Source organism: Mycobacterium asiaticum (assembly GCF_001668675.1).
Classification (GTDB): Bacteria; Actinomycetota; Actinomycetes; order Mycobacteriales; family Mycobacteriaceae; genus Mycobacterium; species Mycobacterium asiaticum_D.
This window is the reverse complement of sequence record NZ_LZKQ01000331.1, coordinates 57,409-78,446: the sequence shown is the minus strand read 5'-3', so window position 1 is coordinate 78,446 and position 21,038 is coordinate 57,409. Positions and strand designations below refer to the sequence as shown.

28 protein-coding genes are annotated in these 21,038 nt (G+C 65.5%); 18 read left to right on the top strand and 10 right to left on the bottom strand.

Annotated features, from left to right (window positions below; genetic code table 11):
- Positions 1–30: 30 nt before the first annotated feature.
- From A9X01_RS27940 to A9X01_RS27925, 4 genes are all read left to right on the top strand, one after another.
- Entirely contained in the window at positions 31–522 is a 492-nt protein-coding gene (locus A9X01_RS27940; protein WP_065123807.1) for an LppP/LprE family lipoprotein, read from the top strand.
- A gap of 140 nt (positions 523–662) precedes the next feature.
- The gene (locus A9X01_RS27935; RefSeq protein ID WP_065123824.1) at positions 663–1,472 is read left to right on the top strand and encodes a lytic transglycosylase domain-containing protein; all 810 of its coding nucleotides are present in this window, start codon (positions 663–665) and stop codon (positions 1,470–1,472) included.
- A 41-nt stretch (positions 1,473–1,513) separates the two neighbouring features.
- Positions 1,514–1,798, top strand: coding sequence for an ArsR/SmtB family transcription factor (locus A9X01_RS27930; RefSeq protein ID WP_065123806.1), 285 nt, complete (start codon positions 1,514–1,516; stop codon positions 1,796–1,798).
- Positions 1,795–2,184 carry a VOC family protein gene (locus A9X01_RS27925; protein ID WP_065123805.1) on the top strand — a complete coding sequence of 130 codons (390 nt, stop codon included), beginning with the start codon at positions 1,795–1,797 and terminating at the stop codon, positions 2,182–2,184. The genes A9X01_RS27930 and A9X01_RS27925 overlap by 4 nt, the downstream gene beginning before the upstream one ends.
- A 9-nt stretch (positions 2,185–2,193) precedes the next feature.
- On the opposite strand, the gene A9X01_RS27920 is transcribed toward A9X01_RS27925, so the two are convergent.
- The gene (locus tag A9X01_RS27920; RefSeq protein ID WP_065036953.1) at positions 2,194–2,418 is read right to left on the bottom strand and encodes a hypothetical protein; all 225 of its coding nucleotides are present in this window, start codon (positions 2,416–2,418) and stop codon (positions 2,194–2,196) included.
- A gap of 164 nt (positions 2,419–2,582) precedes the next feature.
- On the opposite strand from A9X01_RS27920, the gene A9X01_RS27915 reads away from it, so the two are divergent.
- Both A9X01_RS27915 and A9X01_RS27910 read left to right on the top strand, forming a co-directional pair.
- Positions 2,583–3,485, top strand: coding sequence for an oxygenase MpaB family protein (locus tag A9X01_RS27915; RefSeq protein ID WP_065123804.1), 903 nt, complete (start codon positions 2,583–2,585; stop codon positions 3,483–3,485).
- Positions 3,486–3,488: 3 nt separating this feature from the next.
- The gene (locus tag A9X01_RS27910) at positions 3,489–3,749 is read left to right on the top strand and encodes a hypothetical protein (RefSeq protein ID WP_081282671.1); all 261 of its coding nucleotides are present in this window, start codon (positions 3,489–3,491) and stop codon (positions 3,747–3,749) included.
- Between the two features lie 6 nt (positions 3,750–3,755).
- Here the strand turns inward: A9X01_RS27910 and A9X01_RS27905 are convergent, their stop codons facing one another.
- Positions 3,756–4,217, bottom strand: coding sequence for a winged helix-turn-helix transcriptional regulator (locus A9X01_RS27905; RefSeq protein WP_065123803.1), 462 nt, complete (start codon positions 4,215–4,217; stop codon positions 3,756–3,758).
- 80 nt (positions 4,218–4,297) lie between these two features.
- Between A9X01_RS27905 and A9X01_RS27900 the strand changes: the two genes are divergently transcribed.
- From A9X01_RS27900 to A9X01_RS27885, 4 genes are read left to right on the top strand one after another with little or no spacing between them, the layout of a single operon-like run.
- A complete protein-coding gene (locus tag A9X01_RS27900; RefSeq protein WP_065123802.1) occupies positions 4,298–5,422 on the top strand; it encodes an acyl-CoA dehydrogenase family protein in 1,125 nt (374 codons plus the stop codon).
- Positions 5,419–6,387, top strand: coding sequence for an LLM class F420-dependent oxidoreductase (locus A9X01_RS27895; RefSeq protein WP_065123801.1), 969 nt, complete (start codon positions 5,419–5,421; stop codon positions 6,385–6,387). Before A9X01_RS27900 ends, A9X01_RS27895 begins: the two co-directional genes overlap by 4 nt.
- Complete coding sequence (locus A9X01_RS27890) at positions 6,384–7,397, top strand: NADP-dependent oxidoreductase (protein WP_065123800.1); 1,014 nt, start codon at positions 6,384–6,386, stop codon at positions 7,395–7,397. Before A9X01_RS27895 ends, A9X01_RS27890 begins: the two co-directional genes overlap by 4 nt.
- A gap of 53 nt (positions 7,398–7,450) precedes the next feature.
- On the top strand, positions 7,451–7,903 hold the full coding sequence (locus tag A9X01_RS27885; protein WP_065123799.1) for a universal stress protein: 453 nt from the start codon (positions 7,451–7,453) through the stop codon (positions 7,901–7,903).
- A gap of 17 nt (positions 7,904–7,920) precedes the next feature.
- On the opposite strand, the gene A9X01_RS27880 is transcribed toward A9X01_RS27885, so the two are convergent.
- Complete coding sequence (locus A9X01_RS27880; RefSeq protein ID WP_065123798.1) at positions 7,921–8,994, bottom strand: NAD(P)H-dependent amine dehydrogenase family protein; 1,074 nt, start codon at positions 8,992–8,994, stop codon at positions 7,921–7,923.
- Positions 8,991–10,007, bottom strand: coding sequence for a Rieske 2Fe-2S domain-containing protein (locus A9X01_RS27875; RefSeq protein WP_065123797.1), 1,017 nt, complete (start codon positions 10,005–10,007; stop codon positions 8,991–8,993). Before A9X01_RS27875 ends, A9X01_RS27880 begins: the two co-directional genes overlap by 4 nt.
- A 91-nt stretch (positions 10,008–10,098) precedes the next feature.
- Here A9X01_RS27875 and A9X01_RS27870 point away from each other — a divergent pair, with 91 nt between their 5' ends.
- Genes A9X01_RS27870 through A9X01_RS27845 form a run of 6 tightly spaced genes read left to right on the top strand, consistent with a single transcriptional unit; the run spans position 10,099 to position 14,389 of the window.
- Complete coding sequence (locus A9X01_RS27870; protein WP_065123796.1) at positions 10,099–10,734, top strand: TetR/AcrR family transcriptional regulator; 636 nt, start codon at positions 10,099–10,101, stop codon at positions 10,732–10,734.
- A gap of 47 nt (positions 10,735–10,781) precedes the next feature.
- A complete protein-coding gene (locus tag A9X01_RS27865; protein ID WP_065123795.1) occupies positions 10,782–11,777 on the top strand; it encodes a tocopherol cyclase family protein in 996 nt (331 codons plus the stop codon).
- A 52-nt stretch (positions 11,778–11,829) separates the two neighbouring features.
- Complete coding sequence (locus tag A9X01_RS27860) at positions 11,830–12,765, top strand: DUF808 domain-containing protein (protein WP_065123794.1); 936 nt, start codon at positions 11,830–11,832, stop codon at positions 12,763–12,765.
- A gap of 16 nt (positions 12,766–12,781) precedes the next feature.
- Positions 12,782–13,186, top strand: coding sequence for a VOC family protein (locus A9X01_RS27855; protein ID WP_065123793.1), 405 nt, complete (start codon positions 12,782–12,784; stop codon positions 13,184–13,186).
- Positions 13,187–13,198: 12 nt separating this feature from the next.
- Positions 13,199–13,993, top strand: a complete 795-nt coding sequence (locus A9X01_RS27850) for an SDR family oxidoreductase (protein WP_065123822.1) — start codon at positions 13,199–13,201, stop codon at positions 13,991–13,993.
- 12 nt (positions 13,994–14,005) lie between these two features.
- Positions 14,006–14,389 (top strand): carboxymuconolactone decarboxylase family protein, encoded by a 384-nt coding sequence (locus A9X01_RS27845; RefSeq protein WP_065123792.1) that lies wholly within the window; start codon positions 14,006–14,008, stop codon positions 14,387–14,389.
- Here the strand turns inward: A9X01_RS27845 and A9X01_RS27840 are convergent.
- The 5 genes from A9X01_RS27840 to A9X01_RS27825 all read right to left on the bottom strand — a co-directional run bounded on the left by A9X01_RS27840 (position 14,370) and on the right by A9X01_RS27825 (position 17,876).
- Positions 14,370–14,819, bottom strand: coding sequence for a hypothetical protein (locus A9X01_RS27840; protein ID WP_065123791.1), 450 nt, complete (start codon positions 14,817–14,819; stop codon positions 14,370–14,372). The two genes, A9X01_RS27845 and A9X01_RS27840, sit on opposite strands and share 20 nt — an antisense overlap.
- Before the next feature lie 8 nt (positions 14,820–14,827).
- Positions 14,828–16,276 carry a protein adenylyltransferase SelO gene (locus tag A9X01_RS27835; RefSeq protein ID WP_065123790.1) on the bottom strand — a complete coding sequence of 483 codons (1,449 nt, stop codon included), beginning with the start codon at positions 16,274–16,276 and terminating at the stop codon, positions 14,828–14,830.
- Between the two features lie 24 nt (positions 16,277–16,300).
- The gene (locus A9X01_RS30265; RefSeq protein ID WP_155772323.1) at positions 16,301–16,453 is read right to left on the bottom strand and encodes a hypothetical protein; all 153 of its coding nucleotides are present in this window, start codon (positions 16,451–16,453) and stop codon (positions 16,301–16,303) included.
- Positions 16,454–16,461: 8 nt separating this feature from the next.
- Entirely contained in the window at positions 16,462–17,028 is a 567-nt protein-coding gene (locus tag A9X01_RS27830) for a hemerythrin domain-containing protein (protein WP_065123789.1), read from the bottom strand.
- Between the two features lie 86 nt (positions 17,029–17,114).
- Entirely contained in the window at positions 17,115–17,876 is a 762-nt protein-coding gene (locus tag A9X01_RS27825) for an LLM class F420-dependent oxidoreductase (protein WP_065123788.1), read from the bottom strand.
- Between the two features lie 108 nt (positions 17,877–17,984).
- Between A9X01_RS27825 and A9X01_RS27820 the strand changes: the two genes are divergently transcribed.
- Positions 17,985–19,148 (top strand): spirocyclase AveC family protein, encoded by a 1,164-nt coding sequence (locus tag A9X01_RS27820; RefSeq protein ID WP_065123787.1) that lies wholly within the window; start codon positions 17,985–17,987, stop codon positions 19,146–19,148.
- A gap of 7 nt (positions 19,149–19,155) precedes the next feature.
- Here the strand turns inward: A9X01_RS27820 and A9X01_RS27815 are convergent, their stop codons facing one another.
- Positions 19,156–19,773, bottom strand: a complete 618-nt coding sequence (locus A9X01_RS27815) for a TetR/AcrR family transcriptional regulator (RefSeq protein ID WP_065123786.1) — start codon at positions 19,771–19,773, stop codon at positions 19,156–19,158.
- Positions 19,774–19,901: 128 nt separating this feature from the next.
- On the opposite strand from A9X01_RS27815, the gene A9X01_RS27810 reads away from it, so the two are divergent.
- The gene (locus A9X01_RS27810) at positions 19,902–21,038 is read left to right on the top strand and encodes a spirocyclase AveC family protein (protein ID WP_065123785.1); all 1,137 of its coding nucleotides are present in this window, start codon (positions 19,902–19,904) and stop codon (positions 21,036–21,038) included.

The following is a 21,038-nucleotide window of genomic DNA, read 5'->3' as shown; positions in this document are numbered from 1 at the left end:
TGGATGCAGCCAACCAGGAGGCAGTGTTCGATGCGAGTAGTTGTCTTGTCCGCGCTTATCGCCGTCCTCTGCTCGTTGAGTCCGTTGGCCGCGCCCGCGCAGGCCGAACCCACCACATGCGGAGTGAACCTCACGGCCCCGGAAATACAGGCAGCGATCAAACAAATACCCGCGCTACCCGGCAACGGGGCATGGGACACGAACACCCACAGCTTCGATCCGAGCAGCAACTACAACCCGTGCGCCACCCTGTCGACCGTCATTATCACCGTGATCGGTGCCACCGGAAGTTCGCCGGATCTCGCGCTGCTGTTCCACAAGGGCAGCTTCGTCGGGGTCGCAACCTCCAAGGCCTACCCGTTCACCAGCCTGAACAAGGCAAAGACCACCGACGAAATCGTCGCCCTTGACTACAAGGACGGCCGAGAGGTCTGCACGGCCTGCCCGGGACCCATCACCACCGTCCGTTACCAGTGGCAGGGCAGCCAAGCGGCGATGTTAGACCCGCAACCCGCGTGGTGAAGCCCTTGGCCAATCACCGGCGAGCGGACAAGATGTAGGGCTAACACCCGCATACCAGCCTCGAGGTCGACGCCATGGATGTTCCCAAGATCCGTTCGCGCATGCTGCGTTGCGGTGGAGCCCTATTCGTCGCGGTGACCATGTCGGGCCTGGTGGGCTACGGAGAGTCGGCCGCGCAACCGGCGCTGGCTTCCGACCCCGCGCAGCTGGCCCGCGACCTGGTGGCCGACGAGCAGGCGCTGCGCGATCCGTCCTCCTCGGAGGCGGTGCTGCAGGCCGCCGCGCTTCGCGAGCAGGCGGCGTACCGCGCCATCGGGCGGCACCCTGAGTGGGAGCCGACCGTGCGGCCGATCATCCCCGCGTCACTTGCCGGCATCTATGACCTCAACGTCGATGCCCGCCATCACCTGATGGCGTTGAACGGTCCGGAGACGAGGCCGACACTGCCGGCTTGGCGGATCGACCCGCCGGCGCCGCTCAACGAGTTGCTCGGCTACTACCGTGAGGCCGAGGCGGCCACTGGTGTCGGCTGGAACTACCTGGCGGCGATCAACATGGTCGAGACCGACTTCGGCCGCATCTCCGGGGTGAGCAACGCCGGTGCCCAGGGCCCCATGCAGTTCTTGCCGTCGACGTTTGCCAGCTACGGCGGGGGCGGCGACATCCATTCCCCACGGGACAGCATCATGGCGGCCGGTCGCATGCTCGCCGCGAACGGCTTTGCGGGTAATCACGATGGCGCCATCTACAGCTACAACCACTCGAGCCACTACGTTGGCGCGGTCAATGACTACGCCGCCGCGATCGGCGCTGATCCGGCGGCTTTCGCCGGCTATCACCGGTGGGATGTCTACTACCTGACCACGTCGGGGGACGTGCTGTTGCCGGTCGGGTACGTCGCGTCGGAGCGAATTCCCGTCGCCGAGTACCTGGCCGGCCACCCGCAGTGAGTCATTGACAGGCAAGTAGCTGCTTGCATAACGTCGGGTGGGTGGGCGACGTCTTCAAGGCCTTGGCCGACCCCACGCGCCGCACCATCCTGGACGAACTGACCGACCGAACCGGACAGACGCTGTTCGAGATCTGCGCGCGGCTGACGACGAAGCACGGCATGAGCTCGTCTCGGCAGGCGATCTCTCAGCATCTGGACGTTCTCGAGGACGCCGGCCTCGTCGAGGTGCGCCGCGAAGGCCGATACAAGTTTCACTACATCAACACCGCGCCGCTCGAGCCGATCGTTGCCCGGTGGCTGAACCGGGGGAAGGGAACACCATGAGAATTAACCTGACCAGTGTGCTGGTCGACGACCAGGACAAGGCACTGCGCTTCTACACCGAGGTCCTCGGGTTCAAGCAGAAGCACGACGTGCCGATGGGCGAACACCGGTGGATCACCGTGGTGTCCCCGGAGGATCCGGACGGCACCGAGCTGGTCCTCGAGCCCGACCAGCATCCGGCGGCCAAGCCGTTCAAGGAAGCGTTGATCGCGGATGGCATCCCGTTCACGTCCTTCGCCGTCGACGATGTGCACGCGGAATATCAGCGGCTGAGCGGGCTCGGAGTGCTCTTCACTCAGGAGCCCGCCGACATGGGACCGGTGACCACGGCCGTGCTCGACGACACCTGCGGCAACCTGATCCAGATCACGCACCTGCGCGGCTGACGCCGCGCCTCAGGTCATGCAGACATTCGAAAACAGCAGCACCGGCCAGGACACGATCGAACCCAGGAAGGACACCACCAGGTCCGCGCCGTGCAGGCGTTGCAAGTGCTCGGTATGCGTCGATGACCACACCAGTCCCACCAGGAAATACGGGATGCCGAGGATGACGGCCAGCCCCAGCCATTCGGCGATGGTCATCTTGTAATCGAGCAGGTCGCGCAGCTTGGTGAGCATCTTCGGCCCTCTTGGAGAGTGCGTCCGGGATGGAATCGAGTACCAATATGTTAACCCTTATTCCGGCAGCCATTTCTCTCCCATCGTCGTATCAGAACCGCGCAATGCCTGTTGGGGTTAGATTTGAGTCATGGCAAGACGCACAGAACTGGGGGTGGGGGTGAATGTCTGTTCCGGATAGCCCGTCCGTCGAGCGCGCCGCGCTGTCCATCGCAGACACCCGCATCCGCGTCACCCGGCAGACGGCCCGCTGGACCGATGCCCCGGTCGATGTTCGCGAGGCGATGGACTTCTGGGCGTTCGCTGCCGGCGCGGCGAACGTGATCATGCAATTGTCCCGGCCGGGTGTGGGCTACGGGGTCGTGGAGTCGAAGGTCGACTCCGGCAATCTGTTGAAGCATCCCTGGAAGCGGGCGCGGACCACCTTTCAGTATCTGGCGGTGGCGGTCTTCGGCTCGCCGCAGGACCGCGCCGCGTTCCGGGCGGCCGTCGATGGGGCGCACCGGCATGTGAAGTCGGAGCCCGAAAGTCCCGTCCGCTACAACGCGTTCGACCGTGACCTGCAGATGTGGGTAGCCGCGTGCCTGTTTGTCGGATTGGAAGACACCTATCAGCTGTTGCGCGGGCCGATGAATGACGAGCAGGCCGAACAGTTCTACCGCTCCGCATGGACGCTGGGCACCACCCTGCAAGTCCGGGAAGACCAGTGGCCGCGGACCCGAAAAGCGTTCGACGACTACTGGATTCAGGCGTGCCGGCAGGTCGAGGTGGGGGAGGTCGTCGGCAATTATCTGATGGAGCTGATCGACCTCCGCATGATCAATCCGTTGCTGCGGCTGCCGTTCCATCGGCTGCTGAAGTTCTTGACCGTCGGCTTCCTGGCGCCGGTCTTTCGGGAGGCGCTCGGCGTCTCCTGGAGCAAAGGCAAGCAGCGCCGCTTCGAATACCTGTTCCTGCTAGTCGCTTTCGCCAACCGCTTCCTGCCGCCCTTCGTTCGCCAGGGCGGCAGTCACGTCCTGCTCGCGGATGTGCGCAGCCGGGTGCGGCGGGGCCGTCCGCTGATCTGACTCATGACCGCGATGGATCGGCTGCGGGGAGTGTTGGCCTACCAGCTCAGCGTCGCGGCCCTGATCGAGCTGGCGCTGTGGCTAGCGCTGCCCTACTTGTGCGTCGGCTTGGTGTGGGCTTCTCTGCACTACCCGCAGGTGGAGCGGATCCAGGCGCGGCTGTCGCAGGTGACACCCGCAGGCGCCGACGTCGCGGCATTCGGGCTGACCACCATCTTGTGGCCGGCTTCGATCCAGATCGCGGACGCCTGCCCGGCGCCGTGACGCGCGCTAGTCGCGAAAGCCCGGGCCCGCCTCGGGCGTCACATTGCGCGCGGTGATCTCCTGCTCGCAGTGCGCGCAGACCAGACGTGGCTCGGCGATCTCGCCGCACTGATTGTGGCGCAACACAATTGGGGGTCCGTCCGGTAGGGGTAGGTGCCGGTCCCCCCAGTGCATCAGCACGACGATCGCCCCGAAGAGCTCGCGGCCCGCGTCGGTGAGCCGGTATTCATGGCGCTCGGGATCCTGCGAATAGGGCACCCGGTCCAAGAGGCCCGCCTCAACCAGCATCCGTAGCCGCGTCGACAGCGTGGGCCGCGGGATATTGAGGTTGCGCGCCAGCTGGCCGAAGCGCTGCACACCGAAGAACGCCTCGCGCAGGATCAGCAGCGTCCAACGCTCGCCGACCAACTCCAAAGCGCGGCCAACGGATTCGCCCTGGAAGCGGTGGGACAGATCGGCGGCCGACATAGTTCATTCACTGTACCGGTTACATTCCTGAACCGCACGTGGTAACGTAATTGAACCGCCACCGCTATTGGGAGCCGCTGATGAGCCACCCTGACCTCGAAGTTGTCGCCGAGAAAATCGCGCTGTCGGCCCGAGAGGTCTCGGCGCAGACCGAACGCGAACACAGGCTCGCGCCGGATCTCGTCGATCGCCTCAACGACGCCGGTCTGCTGCGCGCGACCATGCCGCGCGAGGTCGACGCACTCGAACTCGAGCCGCCGATCGCACTGCGGTGCGCCGAAGCGATTGCCCGCGGCGACGCCGCGGCGGGTTGGTGCGTGTCGATCGCGATCACCAGCGCCCTGCTGGTCGCGTACCTTCCACCGGGCGCCCGCGACGAAATGTTCGGCGGCGGAAGGGGCGTCGCTGCCGGCGTGTGGGCACCGCGGGGTAAGGCGCGATCCGTCGACGGCGGCGTGATCGTTTCCGGGCGGTGGCCGTTCTGTAGCGGAATCACCCACGCAGACGTTCTGTTCGCCGGCTGTTTCGTTGACGACGGCCGCATCCCGTCGGTCGTCGCGCTGCCCAAGGACGATCTGCAAGTGCTCGACAACTGGCACACGTTGGGTCTGCGCGGCACCGGCAGCCACGACACCGTCGCCGATGAGATTTTCGTCCCGTCCGAACGCGTGTTCTCGTTGTTCGACGGGCCCGTGCTGGACCGGCCGCTGTACCGGTTCCCGGTGTTCGGGTTCTTCGCGCTGTCGATCGGTGCGGCCACGCTGGGCAATGCCCGCGCCGCCATCGACGATTTCGCGGAATTGGCCGCCGGCAAAAAGGGACTCGGGTCCACGCGGACTTTGGCCGAGCGCCCTGCCACCCAGGCGGCGGTGGCAACTGCGGAGTCGTCATTGAGTGCGGCGCGCGCGTTGTACTACGAGGCGATCGACACCGCTTGGCAGGCCAGCCACGAGTCCGGGCCGGTGCCAGTGGATTTGCGCAACCGGCTCCGGCTGGCGGCGACCCATGCGGCGCGCACGTCGGCCGATGTGGTGCGCACCCTGTATGACCTGGCGGGCAGCAGTGCCATCTATGACGATTCCCCGCTGCAGCGCCGATTCCGCGACGCGTTCACCGCCACCGCCCACTTCCAGGTCAACGAGGCATCGCGTGAGCTGCCCGGTCGCGTCCTGCTCGGCCTGCCCGCCGACGTCACGATGCTGTGACAGCCATCGAAGCCGTCCTGCCGTTTTGGCTCGACCGGCCCGACCAGGAAACCATCCAGATCGCGCTCACCGCAGCGCAGACTGGGTTCGATTCGCTCTGGATCGGCGAGATGGCGACGTATGACGCCTTCGCGCTGGCGACCGCGATCGGGGTGCAAGCCCCGGGGTTGGCGCTCAAGATCGGACCGTTGGCCATCGGGGTGCGCGGCCCGGTGACGCTAGCGCTGGGGGTCAGTACCGTCGCCTCGCTGACCGGCAGTCGGGTCGACATCGCGCTGGGGGCCTCGAGTCCGGTGATCGTGGCCGGCTGGCACAACCGTCCCTGGGCCCACCACGTCACCGTGATGCGGGAAACGATCGAATGCCTACGACCGATGCTGGATGGCACGCGCGTCGACTATGCCGGCCGGCACGTCGCAAGTCATGGGTTTCGGTTGCGGACCCCAGTTCCGGAGACGCGAATCGCGTTGGGTGCCTTCGGTTCCGGAATGCTGCGGCTGGCGGCGCGGCGGGCCGACGAAGTGGTGCTCAACCTCGCTTCACCGGCCCGGGTGGCCGAGGTGCGTAGCCTGCTCGACGATGCCGCGACCGACCGCCCGCCGCCTCGCCTGACAGTGTGGGTGCCGGTTGCCGTCGACCCCGGCGCCGCCGCGCACGCTCAGCTGGCCGGTCAGGTGGCGGTGTACCTCGCCCCACCCGGATATGGGGAGATGTTCGCCGCGCTCGGCTTCGGTGATTTGGTGGCCAAGGCGCGGGCCGGCGCCCCGCGCCGTGCACTGGCGGCCGAGATCCCGCTGGAATTGCTCGACGGAGTGGGCGCGTTGGGGTCTGCGGAGCGCATTGCCGCGCGCCTGCGCTCCTACCGCGAAGCGGGCGCCGACTGCGTCGCCGTGGTGCCTGCCACCGCCGAAGACCCGGGCGCCCGGGCGACCCTTGCCGCAATAGCCGAAGGAGACCGATCGTGACCCAAACCAACACCGTATGCCGGCTGGCCAACCGCCCCGTCGGCCTGCCCAAGGTCTCCGACTGGCAGATCGCCGAAGAGTCGGTCGGAACCGTTTCCGAAGGCCAGTTCCTGGTGCGGGTCGAGTACCTGTCGGTCGACCCGGCGATGCGCACCTGGATGAACGCCGGTCGGTCCTATGTGCCGCCGGTGGAGATCGGTGAGGTGATGCGCGCGGGCGGTATCGGGCGCGTAATCGACTCGCAGCACCCGAAATTCGCCGTCGGTGACGAGGTGTACGGCACCTTCGGAGTCCAGCGTTACGCGATCTCCGACGGCCGGGATGTGACATCTGTGGACACCACCCTGGCGCCCGCCCCGGTCCATCTCGGCGCACTGGGAATCAGCGGCCTGACAGCCTATTTCGGGCTGCTTGATGTCGGGAAGCCGCAACCGGGACAAACGGTCGTCATCTCGGGGGCGGCCGGTTCGGTCGGTAGCATCGCGGGACAGATCGCGCGGATCAACGGTTGCCGGGTGGTCGGTATCGCCGGCGGCCCGGACAAGTGCCGCTGGCTGGTCGAAGAACTCGGGTTCGACGCCGCGATCGACTACCGGACCGGCGATCTGCGCCGGCAGCTGAAGGTGCACGCGCCCAACGGTATTGACGTTTTCTTCGACAATGTCGGCGGGCCGACGCTGGAAGCCGCGCTGGCCCGGCTGGCGCGCGGGGCCCGCGTCGTCATCTGTGGGGCCATCTCGCAATACAACGCCACCGACGAGTTGCGCGGCCCCGCCAACTACATGCAGTTGCTGGTTGCGCGGGCGTCCATGACCGGTTTCGTCATCTTCGACTACGCTGACCGCTACGGCGAAGCCGTTGTGCGGCTAGCAGATTGGCTGCGCAGTGGCGAGTTGCGCTCGCACGAACAAGTCGTCCACGGCGACGTCGGCGACTTCCCTGACGTATTGCTCGCGCTGTTCCGCGGCGAGAACACCGGCAAACTGATCCTGGCCCTGGACGGTTCCTAGTTTCAAATCCGTGGCCAGCGGCTAGTCCATCTCGGACACCTCGGGAGGTTCAGATGGGCAAATATCAGGTCGTGGTGGTAGGCACCGACGGATCGGACACGTCGTTTCGTGCGGTTGACCGCGCGGCGGAGATCGCCGCCGAATCCGGCGCCAAGCTGATCGTCGCGTCGGCGTTCACCGACTCCGACCATAATCGTGCCGGGCCCGATCCGGACCAGCATCGCAATGAGAAATATCGCAACGAGGGCAACGCTCCGGTGTATGAGATGTTGCGCCAAGCCGCTTCCCGGGCGCGTGACGCCGGCGCCACCGAGGTGGAGGAGCGCGCCGTCGAAGGCTCTGCCGTCGACGCCCTGGTGCAGCTGGTGGAGGATGTCGACGCCGACCTGCTGGTGGTGGGCGACGTGGGAAACAACTCGCTGGTTGGCCGGGTCGTCGGCTCGGTGCCGCGTACGGTGTCCCGGCGCGCCAAGACCGAGGTGCTGGTCGTCGAGACCCAGGACTAACCGCGCACTGACTACCCCTAGACCTTGAAGCGGCCGGCGAACCCCCGCAGCGGCAGGTCCGCACTGGTGAGCAGTCCCGGGGGAGCGGCGACAACCGATTTGATCGAGTTCAGCGCGGGCAGTCCGGTGACCGTCATGCCGATCGAGGCGAAGTTGTCGGGATTGGACAGGTCGACGCCGGGCTTGGGGAAGATCATGTGCTTGTTGTAGATGCACGGGTCGCCCTTGATCTGAGTGATGTAGCAGCCCTTGATATCCCAGTTCGGGTCGGTGTGCGGCGTCATCTGCCATTCCAGATGCGTCTCCACCCGCGGTACGCCCGCCACCATGCCCTGATACTTGATGTAATTGCCACCCAGCGAGCCCTTGGGCAGCGTGTACCAGCCGAGGTCGACATCCTTGGTGCAGGCGCCCAATTCGTAGTCGAACTTCACCTCGTCGAGTTCGATGTCGAAGCAATCGGCCATCATCAGCACGCTGTCGGCGAAGACACGGGTGTACTTCTCCAATTTGCCCGGAATGTCGGGGTGGTCGACGGGAAGCCCGTAGCCGACCTCGATCCAGGTGTCCTTGGAGTGGTGGCAGGACACGTCGACCGACTCGATGGTGGTGACGTTCTCGATCTCGGCGACATCGGCCGAACACACCACGCCCAGAATTTGATTGACCCCGGGGTTCATCCCGGTCCCGTAGAACGTGGACCCGCCCTTCGCGCACGCTTCGGCCAGCAGTTGGGTGACCGGTTTGCCCGAATGGTGGGGGTGGTTGCGGTCACGGTGCCAGCCGGTGATCCAGTCAGCCGTGGTGACGATGTTGATCCCGGCTTCAAGGACTTTCACGTAGAGATCTTCGTCCGGGAACACGCCGTGAAACGTGAGTACGTCGGGCCGGGCTTCGATGATCTCTTCGATGCTGCCGGTCGCGGTGACACCGTTCGGTTGTAGGCCGACGAGCTCACCGACGTCCTTGCCGACCTTCTCTGGCGAATAGCAGTGCACGCCAATCAGTTCCAGGTCGGGGTGGTTGGCGATGCGCTTGATCATCTCCGAGCCGACGTTGCCGGTGGCAACCTGAAAGACTTTGATCGTCATGATGCGGCCCCTTCCAGGGATCGAGTCGAGTCCTTGCCGTCGGGATAGAACTGCTTGGCCCAGTTGCGGATTGCGGTGAATCCCTCGTATTCCGCCGTTGCCAGCGCGGGCGGATCGGAGTAGCGCTGGTGTGACCAGATGTGCACATCCTGGACGAACTGCCGGATCACCTCGTCACCGAACATGCGTGCCTTGGCTTCCGCACGCTCGTCGTCCCGGCCGGGGACGCGGCCGATGTACACCATGAATCGGACGTCGGACGTGCGTTCGTCGACCGGGGTGACCGCCGATATGGTGCGGTTGTCCACCATCCCCCAGCTCTTGGTTACCGCGACGCCAAGGCCGCCGTTGATGGCCTCGACACCGCTCTTGACGTCTTCGATGCGCTGCTGATCGTCACCCTCGAAGGTGATGGTGAAATCCACGTAGGAGATCGGCTCGCCGAACTCGTGCCGGGTGAATATCGGCACGATCGGCGTGCTGTGCACGTACTTGAAGTGGGCGAAGTCGACCCCGTTTTCCAGCACGTACTGGGGGTGCAGCTCCAGGTCCTGCCGGAGCAGTCGCTGTTGCGGGTAGTAGTCGGCGGGACCGCTGCCGTCGCCGAAGCTGGTGAACACATCGGGCGCATCGAAAAATGGTGCGCGGCCTTCGATGTCGTGCCAGATGTAGACCGACTCGTTGCGTTCCACCACCGGGTAGGTGCGGACCCGCCGGCCACGGTTCGGCCGGTCCTGGTAGGGGATGCAGACGTTACGTCCCTCCTGGCTCCACTGCCAGCCGTGAAACGGGCACTGCAGGACCTCGCCGACCACTTTCCCGCCGTAGCCCAAGTGCGCACCCAGATGCTCGCAGTAGGCGTTCATCACCGTGAGCTGACCCGACGCGGCCCGCCAAGCGACCATCTCCTGGTCGAAATACTTCATGGTGTGAACTTCGCCGATGCCGATCTCGTCGGACCACGCCACCTGGAACCATCCTGTTGGCTTCATCGACAAAGGGGGCTTGGCCATCCGCCGGTCCTCTCGGTCTGATCATCAAACACTCTATGAAAAATTCATAAAGGAGTCAACGAAACATGGATTTTGGCGTTACGATGCGCGAATGGCGGTGGCGGACAGCGCGGGGCGCAGGGCCAACCGGCGTGGGCTGGCCACTCGCGAGGCCATGCTGCAGGCGGCGGTGACGGCGCTTGCCTCCGGGGACCCGGGCGCCGTATCGGCCAACCGCATCGCCAAACAGATCGGCGTGACCTGGGGAACCGTGCAGTATCAGTTCGGTGATGCCGACGGCTTCTGGGCGGCCGTGCTGCACCACACCGCGCAGCGCCGCGCCAACCTGTTCGCCAACCCCAACACCGGAGCGTCCTTGCGGGACAGGGTGTCGGAAATAATCGACACCCTCTACGACGGGCTGACCGCGCCCGACTCGCGGGCCATCGAGAATCTGCGGGCGGCTCTGCCGCGGGAACCCAGCGAACTTGACCGGCTCTACCCGCGCACCGCGGCCGAACTGCGCTCGTGGGGGCAGGGCTGGCACGCCACCTGTCAGAACGCGTTCGCCGATCTGCAGGTCGACCCGCAGCGGGTGCACGAGGTCGCCACCCTGATCCCGGGCGCGATGCGCGGCCTGGTCTCGGAACGCCAGCTGGGTAGCTATGCCGATCTCGACGAGGCGCGTCGTGGGCTGACCAATGCGATCGTCGCCTATCTCGCCGAATCCGCAGCAGGCGGCAAGTGAATGAACGCACGGGTTCATCCCCGGGGGTGGCGGGTACCAGACGAGATGTGAAGCTCGTCGATTCGGTGGCAAATTCTGGGGTCATCCCCAAGCTGGTCTCGTTGTATCGGCGAAGCGGCGCCGATGTGCCGTTCGGGGATCCGGTCCCATCCCATGGAACCGAGATGGAGGGCTGGTTCTGGCGGCTCTCCGACCCAGCCGAGGGTCGGGTGGTGGTCGCCCTGTGCAGCGCGAACCGGCACCCGGGCGGGGACTGGTCGACCGCGGCGATCGCGTTGCACCCCGGCGGGGTGGTGCGGTCGGCGGCGGTCGACGGCGTGCGGGCCGATCAACGGCACTTCTCGGTGCGAGCCGACTCGGGCGGAGACTTCATCGACGCGAGCCGCGAGCGGCTGAAGATGACCCTCGGTGACACCGGAGTCGACCTGAGGTTCCACGAGCCGTACGAGTGGCCAAAACCCTTCGGCGGTGGCGGTGTGTTCTCGTCCGTACCCTTCCTGAACCAGTACTGGCACCCGTACCGGCTTGGCGGTAAAGCGTCCGGGACGGTGACGCACAAAGACCAAAAGTGGACCTTCAGCGATGCCACGCTGTACTGCGAACGCAACTGGGGAGCCGGCTTTCCGTTGCGCTGGTGGTGGGGACAGGCCCACGATTTCAGCGATGCTGATGTTTCGGTGGCCTTCTCCGGCGGCCTGCTCGAGTTGGGGCCGTTGAAGCGCGATGTGACGGGAGTTGTTGTGCGACTTGAGGATCGGGTGCTGCGACTCACTCCGCCGGCCCTGGTGTCAGCCAGTTGCGATTTGCAGCGCTGGCACATCGTCGCGCGCACCGCGCGCTATCGTGTCGAACTCGACGGGCACGGCACGTCAGCCGGACCGCATGTGCTTCCGGTGCCCTTGCCGGCCGAGCGGCGCAACATCGACACCGACTACGAACACCTGGCCGGCACCCTGCACCTGCGGGTGCGGGAATGGGGCCGCACCATCTTCGAAGGCACCTCCACGCTGGCAGGTCTGGAAATCGGCAGCAGGCCGGCGTGATGGGCCGATCGGTGGTGATCCGAGTAATCTCCAGCGCCATGGAGCAGTCGCGATGAGTGCGGGTCTGTTCGCACTCCTCGACGATGTCGCGCTGTTTGCGCGGCTGACCGCTTCGTCCCTGGACGACATCGGCGGTGCGGCCGGACGGGCGACGGCGAAGGCCGCCGGGGTGGTCGTCGACGACACTGCGGTGACGCCCCAGTTCGTCGAGGGAATCTCCGCCGAGCGCGAGTTGCCGATCATCAAGCGCATCGGGCTCGGATCCCTGCGCAACAAGCTGTTGTTCATCCTGCCCGGCGCAATGCTGCTCAGTCAGTTTGCGCCCTGGCTGCTCAGTCCGATCCTGATGCTCGGGGCGACGTACCTGTGTTACGAAGGCGCCGAGAAGGTTTGGAGCAGCCTGGCCGGCCACGAGCACGACGGCGCCGAGCCGGAGAACGAGGATCACGTGGTGAGCGGGGCGATCCGGACGGACTTCATCCTGTCGGCCGAGATCATGGTGATCGCGCTCAACGAGGTTGCTCAGCTGGGATTCGTGCCGCGGCTGGTCATCCTGATCATCGTCGCGCTGGTGATCACCGTCGCGGTCTACGGCGTGGTCGGCGCGATCGTCAAGATGGACGATGTCGGGCTGCGCCTCACCAAGACATCGTCCCGATTTGGCAAGGTGATCGGACGCGGCCTAGTGGCCGGGATGCCCAAACTGCTCTCCGTGCTCTCCGTGGTCGGCACCGCCGCAATGCTCTGGGTGGGCGGTCACATCCTGCTCACCGGGAGCGAACACGTCGGCTGGCACACCCCCTACGGCTGGGTGCACCACGCCGAGCAGTGGGTGCACGATGCCGGCGGCGCGATCGGCGGCGTGCTGGCCTGGGTGGTCAACACCGGCCTGTCGGCGGTCATCGGATCAATCGTCGGCGCCGTGGTGGTGACCATCGTGCACCTGGTGCAATCTCTGCGGCACCGCCGTTCCGCGTCGGCAACCTGAAACGCAAGGAGCGGCTGTGCTACTGAACGGGATCAACCACATCGCGCTCGTCGCCAAGGACATCAACCGGTTACGGGTGTTCTACACCGAGGTTTTCGAGGCTGAGGTCGGGCCGACCAAGCCGCACGGCGAGAAGGGCGACGAGACGATGACGATGATCCGCATCGGGCCGCACACCGAACTCAATGTGGTGACCATCGAGGGCAATCCGGAGCCCGACCGTCAGACACCGATGTGGGGACGGGGAAGGCTGGACCATTTCGGTCTGCAAGCTGCGTCGGCCGAGAGTTTCGAGACGATCCGGCAACGGTTGATCGAACACGGCGCCAGTGACGGCACGGTCAACGATTTCGGCGCGGTGCGTAGTGTCTTCTTCCGCGACCCGGATGGACTCGAGGGCGAGGTCCTGGTCGAGAAATAGGTGGTCGAACCGATGCGGACGCTGCAGGACAAGGTCGCGGTCATCACCGGCGCCGCCAGCGGGATCGGGCTGGCCACCGCTCGCGCGTTATCGCGGCGCGGGACGTCGGTCGTGGCGGTCGACCGCGACGCCACCGCGGCCGTCGCCGACGACATCACTGGTCATGGGACGCCGGCGGTCGCCTATCCGACCGACGTCGCCGTCCCGGAGGCCTTCGAAGCGTTGCGCGACTGGACAATCGAGAAGTTCGGCCGGGTGGACATCGTGATGAACAACGTCGGTGTGCTCACCAATGGTCTGCCCGAAGACATTCCGGTGGCGGAGTGGCAGCGCATCATTGAGGTCAACCTCATGTCCGTCGTCCGCAGCAACAGCGCGTTCCTGCCGGTGCTGGTCGACCAGGCCGAGGGCCACATCGTCAATACGTCGTCGTTCGCAGGCCTGTACACCTACTCCTACGACCGGATGCCGTACGCAGCGACCAAGGCCGCCATTGTGCAGATAAGCGAGGCTTTGGCAATTTATCTGCGGCCCAAGAACATTGGTGTCACCCTGCTTTGTCCGGGTCCGGTGCTGACCAACATCGCCCGCGATGTGCCGAGTTTCGGCTCGGGTGTGCCCATGCGGTTGCCCGGTGAGTTCGAGTTGCTCGATGCCGCAACGGTCGGTGAGCTTGTGGTCGAGGCGATCCTGACCAATCGCTTCTTCGTGACCTCGCATCCAAGCGTGCGTGAGCTGTTGCGCCGCCGAGTCGAGGACTGGGATGCGTTCATCGATTATCAGATCTCCCGCGAACCCAACGCATAGAGAGGCACCACCTTGACCGACCTGCGAACTCAGGGGCTCAACGTCTTTCGCGAAATGCTGCCGGGTCTGATCCCGGATGACCTGACGTCGACCCGGGCCGGCGGCTTCGCCGACGAATTGGGCGACCTCGCGCTCGCCCACGTTTTCGGCGCGCTGTGGACCCGACCGGGACTGGATCGACGCTCCCGCAGCCTCGTCACCCTGGGGGTGCTGATCGCCCTGCGTGCCGGCGAGGAACTCAAGGTCCATTTCCCGATCGCGCTGCGCAACGGCATCACCGCCGAAGAGATCGAAGAGGTGATCTACCACGCCGCCGGATATGCCGGATACCCCGCGGCCGCCAGCGCCCGCAATATCGCCGCCGCCGCGCTGAGGACTACCGAGCCGACCGACTAGCGTCCCAGATCCGTTGTGTCTCTTGACCGACCGACGGGTGATGGGTCTGCTGGAAGTTGCGGCCGCCGCGTCCGTAGGTGGCGACGACCGCGGCGGGCACCTGCGGTTCCAGCAGCGGCTCGGCCAGCCAGTCGCACCCCCGCACGTGCACCAGATCGACCGCGGCCGCGTCATCGTCGTCGGCATAGAAGTACGGGCCGGCGATTCGGCCGAGCCAGTACAACCCATCCTGGTCGCGCGTCCACACGAACGACCCATCGGGCACCTCGGCGAAGCGCGCCACGCGGCGTTCGAGACGGTCCCTTTCGGTGGGCGTGCGCACCCGTTGTCCGAAGCCGCACAAGCCTTTCCGGAGGGCATGTTCCAAGGTGGCACGCGGGTCGACATCGTCGCTGCGGGATCGCAGCGGTGCGCGGTACACGCCGGCCATGTTCGTGACTAGGTGCCGCAAAAGGTTCGGTAAACGCCGAAATCCACCGGCGCCGGCGCCGCGTAGCGCTCGAGCCCCGGCCGCGCGGTGTACGGCGCGGTGATGGCGTCGAGCAGGTGATCGAGCGGCTCGAGGTCGTCCGCCGTTGCGGCGGCCAGCGCTTCCTCGACGAGATGGTTGCGCGGAATGTAGATCGGGTTGACCCGATCCATCAGCTCGGCGTCGGGACCCAGCGCCCGCCAACGCGTCGCCCAGTCGTCGAAGCGTGCGGGGTCGACGAAGCGTCCGCGCGCCGCTTCGGCGCCACCACGTGCGGCGCCGCCGAGGTGGCGGAAGAACGAGGTGTAGTCGACGTGGCTTTCCTGCAGCAGGGTAAGCAGCTCGTCGATCAGCGGCGTGGCCTTGTCGGTGGCCAGGCCCAGCTTGGCGGCCATGCCCGATTCCCACGCGGTCTGGTAGTGCTGGAAGCCGCCGAACGCGTTCTCCGCCAACACGACTCCCTGATTGGGGTCCTCGGAGAACAACGGGAGCAGTGCCTCGGCGAACCGGGCCAGGTTCCATTGGGCGATGGTGGGCTGGTTGCCGTAGGCGTAGCGCCCCCAGTAATCGATCGAACTGAAAACGGTGTCGGGGTCGTAGGCCTCCATGAAGGCGCACGGTCCGTAGTCGATGCTCTCCCCGGAGATCGTCACGTTGTCGGTGTTCATCACACCGTGCACGAACCCGATCAGCATCCATTTCGCCACCAGCGACGCCTGGGCCGCCACGACGCTCTCGAACAGTGCGACGTAAGGGCGTTCGGCGTCGGCGGCGTGCGGGTGGTGGCGTGCGATGGCATGGTCGGCCAGCCGCCGCAGCAACTCGATATCTCTTGTCGCGGAGGCATATTGGAAGCTACCAACGCGCAGGTGACTGCTCGCGACGCGGACCAGTAAGGCACCCGGCAGGACCGTGTCGCGCTCGACCGGTTGTCCGGTGGCGACCACCGCGAGGGACCGTGTGGTGGGCACACCCAGCGCGTGCATCGCCTCGCTGATGATGTACTCGCGCAGCATCGGTCCCACCGCGGCCAGGCCGTCACCGGCGCGGGCGAACGGCGTACGTCCCGAACCCTTGAGGTGTATGTCGCGCAGCCGCCCGTGGGTATCGGTCACCTCGCCGAGCAGCAGGGCGCGCCCGTCTCCCAGTCGCGGCACGTAACCGCCGAATTGGTGGCCGGCGTAGGCCTGCGCCACCGGCGCCGCCCCTTCGGGCACCAGGTTGCCCACCAGAAACCGCAGTCCGTCGCCGCTGCGCAACCAGGCGGGATCCAAGCCGAGTTCGACGGCCAGGGGCTCATTGAGCACCAGCAGTCGCGGATCCGGCGGTACCTCGGCTTTCCAGGGCACCGCCAGTTCCGGCAGCTCGCGGGAAAAGCGGTCCTGCAGGGGGACGGCGATATCGGGTGTGACGCTCACTTGGTCCAGAGTATCCAGGTTGGCTCAGCCGTCCTCGTTACCCGCGAGCCCCTCCGGCGGGGGGACGGAGTACGCGGGGTACGCCGGCGGCGAGACGACGCTGTCATCGTCGGCGGTCTCGGCGGCCTGCGCGGCCTGGTCCTGGTCTTGCTCTTCACGCGGTTCGGGTGAACTCATCAATGCTCCTAGCCGATTGCTTGCTTGATCAGGTCACGGGCGCGGTCCAGCATCGACGCGAACGGCCCGACGGCGAGGTTGAGCTTCGCCGATTCCACGCCCGGGTGCGGCCGGGTCGGCGCGATGGCCTCGGCGGCCTTGACCGCGGCCGCCATGCGCTTGAGGTCATCGGCGTCGACTTCTTTCTGCAACTTGGGAAACTCTTCGAGTTCCTCGTGCTCGGCGTGGGCCAGCACGGCGTCGCGCAGCTTGCTCAACTCGGTCACGAACTCCTGCGACGTGACGTCCAGGCTTTCGATGTTGGACAGCAACGTCTTGGCCTCGTGCTCTTCATGCAGCAGGGCTTCGACGATCGCGTCGCCGTCGGCGGCTTCCTTGCGCAGCCGCGGGTGCACCACCATCTCCTCGGCCGTCTCGTGCACGGCGAGCAGTTGACGCAACTCGATGAACGGCTTCTCGCGGGCTCGCGGGTCCGACGCGTGCAACACCTCGTCGAACATGTCCTCGATCAGGTCATGCTGGGCTTTGAGGAAGCTGACAACTTCGTCAGGGGTCTGAACGATCATTTCGGACATGCCGAACACACCTCCATGAGTGGCGGAGTCTGAAGGGCGCGCTGGGCTGTGCGCCGGTGACAATCGCATACCCGTGCCGACCGGGGCTAAACGCTGCGGGCCGCCGCCAGGCGTTCGACCGATTGCAGGTCGTAGGGCGCCCGCAGGCCCAGGATCAGGTGGTCGGCACCCGCTGTGGCGAGGGATTCGATGAGTTCGGCATCAACCCGCTCTATCCAGACGGTGCGCTCGATCTCGCGTGGGTCCCTGCCGATCTCCGCGCACCACCGGTCGATGGCCCGATTCTTGGCGCGGATGGTCTCGGCGTCGCCGTAGCCGTTCCACATGTCGGCATGCTCGGCCACCAGTCGAAGGGTGCGCCGTTCGCCGTTGCCGCCGATCAGGATTGGCAGCGGGCCGATAGGGCCCGGCCGCAGCAGGCCGATGCGGCGCCGAATGCGCGGCAGCGCCTCGGCCAGTAGGTCGGGTCGCTGGGCGGGGGTTCGCAGCGGGAAGCCGTATTCGACTTCGTCCTTGTCCATCCACCCCGATCCGATGCCCAGCACGGCGCGTCCTCTCGAGAGGTGATCGAGGGTGCGGGCCATGTCGGCCAACAAGTCGGGATTGCGGTAGCCGCAGCCGGTCACCAGCATGCCGATCTGGTTGACCTTGGCGGTGGTGACGGCCATCGCGGCGAGGATCTGCCAGCCCTCGAAATGGGCCTCATCGGGGGATCCGTACAACGGCGGGAAGAAGTGATCCCAGGTCCACAGGCTGTCGACGCCGATGTCGTCGACGCCCTGCCACGCCGTGCGCAACGCAGCCATCGTGGTGTTCTGCGGATGGATCTGGACGCCGATCTTCAGCATGTACGAGGCTAACCGGCCGCCCGGCTGCGGCCACAGATTCTTGTTCGTCGGTCAGATACTCACTGGTATATTCGCGGGGTTGCCGCGCGAGTAGAGGGGGACGACGCCATGGGCGAACGAGTCGAGAGCGCAACCACAGTCACCGAATCGATCAATGCAGTCCCCGAGCGTGGTCAGGCCCAGCCCTCGGTCAAAGCGGTCCGTATCTGGGCAGTGGTCGGTGGCGCGGTGCTGATCCTGGAGTTGTACGTGTGGCTCCGCTGGATCACCGGACCGTACTTCCAGCGGGTCCCCGCCGGCCCGAGCGATCCGCCGCTGTACATGAAGGTGCCACTGCTGGCCAACGCGATCATCCTGTGGGCCGGTCTGCCGCTCGCTGTGTGGTGGTTCTTCATCCGGCCGTGGCGGCGCGAGCGGCGGATAACCCTCGACGGGATGTTGTTTCTGTCAATGGGTTTGATGTTTTTCCAGGACCCGCTGTTGAACTATCTCAACACCTGGTGCACCTACAACACCTGGCTGTTCAACCGCGGTTCGTGGTCGTCGCATATCCCGGGTTGGGTCTCGCCGGAGGAGCCTGGCCGGCAGGTCGCCGAGCCGCTGTTGACCAATGCCCCGGGTTATGCGTACGGCGTGCTGCTGATCACGATCGTCGGGTGCTGGGTGATGCGCAGAATCAAGGCGAGATGGCCCAGTATCAGCAACCTGCGGCTGATCGCGGTGACCTATGCGTGCACCTTCGTGCTGGATCTGGTGATGGAGGGCTGCATCCTGCTGCCCATCGGGTTCTACACGTATCCCGGTGCTATCCGGGCGGTTTCGCTCAATGCCGGGCATTACTACCAGTGGCCGGTTTACGAAGGGTTGATGTGGGGTGGTGTTCAGGCGGCGCTCTGTTGCCTGCGTTATTTCACCGATGACCGCGGCCGCACGGTCGTCGAGCGGGGTCTGGACAGTGTTCCCGGCGGGGTGGCGCCCCAGCAGTTCGTCCGCTTCCTCGCCATTTTCGGCGGGGTCAGCGCCTGCTTCTTCCTCTTCTACAACGTTCCCGCGCAATGGCTCGGCATGCATGCCGACCCGTGGCCCGAGGATGTGCAGCGGCGTTCGTACCTCATCGGCGGCATATGTGGTGACGGGACCGACCGGCCCTGCCCGAATCCCGTTGTGCCGGTGCCGACCAAGCGGTCCGGTTACATTGACACGGACGGAAGGCTGGTCCTGCCGCCGGGCGCGACGCTGCCCAGGACGGTTCCCTTTGAGCCGCGAGGTTAAGCGGCGGTCAGCGCTTTGCGGCTGACGGCAGTTTGATGACGGACATATACAGATCCAGGATTGGCCGGTAGAGGTCGGCATCATCGAGTTGGCTTACCAATTCGATCGAATTGGTGGTCGCAACGAGTATGTGAGCGAATGTCAGGGGCGGGATCAGCAGGCCCCCGCCCAGCCGCTCGATCCCCTTGATGATAAATTTCGCAAGCGCGTCAACGACTTCCGTGCGCTTTGCGGCCACCCGCTCGCGCGCGTCCGGATTCCGAAGCAGATAGAGCGTGAATTCGTGGCCGAGGGCGGCGTGCAGGGCGCCGCGGTCGCGACCGAGTTGGCGCCAGCGTTCGGCGATCTCGTCCAGCTCACGCGCCCCGATCTGTGTCGCCGTCGACATCACTTCGGCGAAGTTGTCGAAATACCGGCGCCAGTACCGGTCGTTGACGGCCAGAAACAGCTCTTCTTTGGTGGCGAAGTGCTTGTAGATGGCGCCCTTGGTGTAGCCGGCGGCATGGGCGATGTCATCGAGAGACGCTGCCATGAAACCCTTCTCGGCGAAGACCTCTTCGGCGGCGTCAAGCAGCAGCGACCGGGTGTGCTCAAGGCGCCGTTCCCGCGTCCACCGCTCGACCATGGGTGAAATTGTGCCACAGAATCCTGGCGAACCATTGGTTACTGAGATACTGATTGGTATATTAGCGTCCGGCGCGGTTACTGTTCCCGAGCCGGTGGAGACCGTGCCCATCGGGAGGGAGACGCGTCATGAGCAGTTTGTCGAGCATCGATGCGCTGTCCGCCGGCCGGGTGCAGCCGTCGCTGAAGCCCGTCCGGATCTGGGCGGTCATCGGGGGCGCCATCCTGGCCTTCCAGCTCTATGTGTGGATCCGGTGGATCACCGGACCGAACTTCGAGCGAGTGCCCACTGGGCCCAGCGATCCGCCCATGTACATGAAGGCGATCCTGCTCACCTGGACCGGTGTGATTATCGTCGGACTACCACTTAGCCTGTGGCACTTCATTATTCGGCCGTGGCGCCGAGAGCGGCTTATCACCCTGGACGGCATGCTGCTGGTGGCCTGCGGCCTGCTGTTCTTCCAGGACCCTCTGCTGAATTACTTCAACACCTGGAGCACCTACAACACCTGGATGTGGAACCGCGGTTCCTGGGTGCAGGACATTCCCGGTTGGGTCTCCTTCGGTGAGCCGGGCCGCATGATGGCCGAACCCATCCTGATGAATGCGCCGGGTTACTCGTTCGGGGTGCTGCTCTGCACGATGCTTGGCTGCTGGGTCATGCGCCGGGCCAAGGTGCGCTGGCCGAACATCAGCAACGTCAAGCTGATCGGTGTACTCATCGTCTGGACCTTTTTCTTCGACTTCGTCATCGAGGGCTTGTTTCTGATGCCGATGGGACTGTTCACCTATCCCGGTGCCATCAAGGCACTCTCGATCAACGCCGGCACCTACTACCAGTGGCCGGTCTACGAAGGGCTCATGTGGGGAGGCGTGCAGGCGGGCCTGTGCGCGCTGCGCTACTTCACCGACGATCGTGGCCGTACCTTCGTCGAACGGGGGACCGAAGACATCCGCGGCGGGTTCGCCAAACAGCAAATCACCCGTTTTCTCGCCATTTTCGCCGCATGCAGCATGTTCTTCTTCGTCTGTTACAACATCCCCGCGCAATGGTTCGCCCTGCACGCCGAGTCCTGGCCAAAAGATCTGCTGGAGCGCTCCTACTTCACCATGGGCATCTGTGGTGACGGGACCGACCGGCTCTGCCCCGACCCGGCACTGCCGATCCCGGGCAGGAACTCCGGCCACATTGATCCGCAGGGCCACTTCGTACTTCCGCCGGGAGTGACCCTGCCCACGATCGTTCCCTTCAAGCGGGGGAACTGA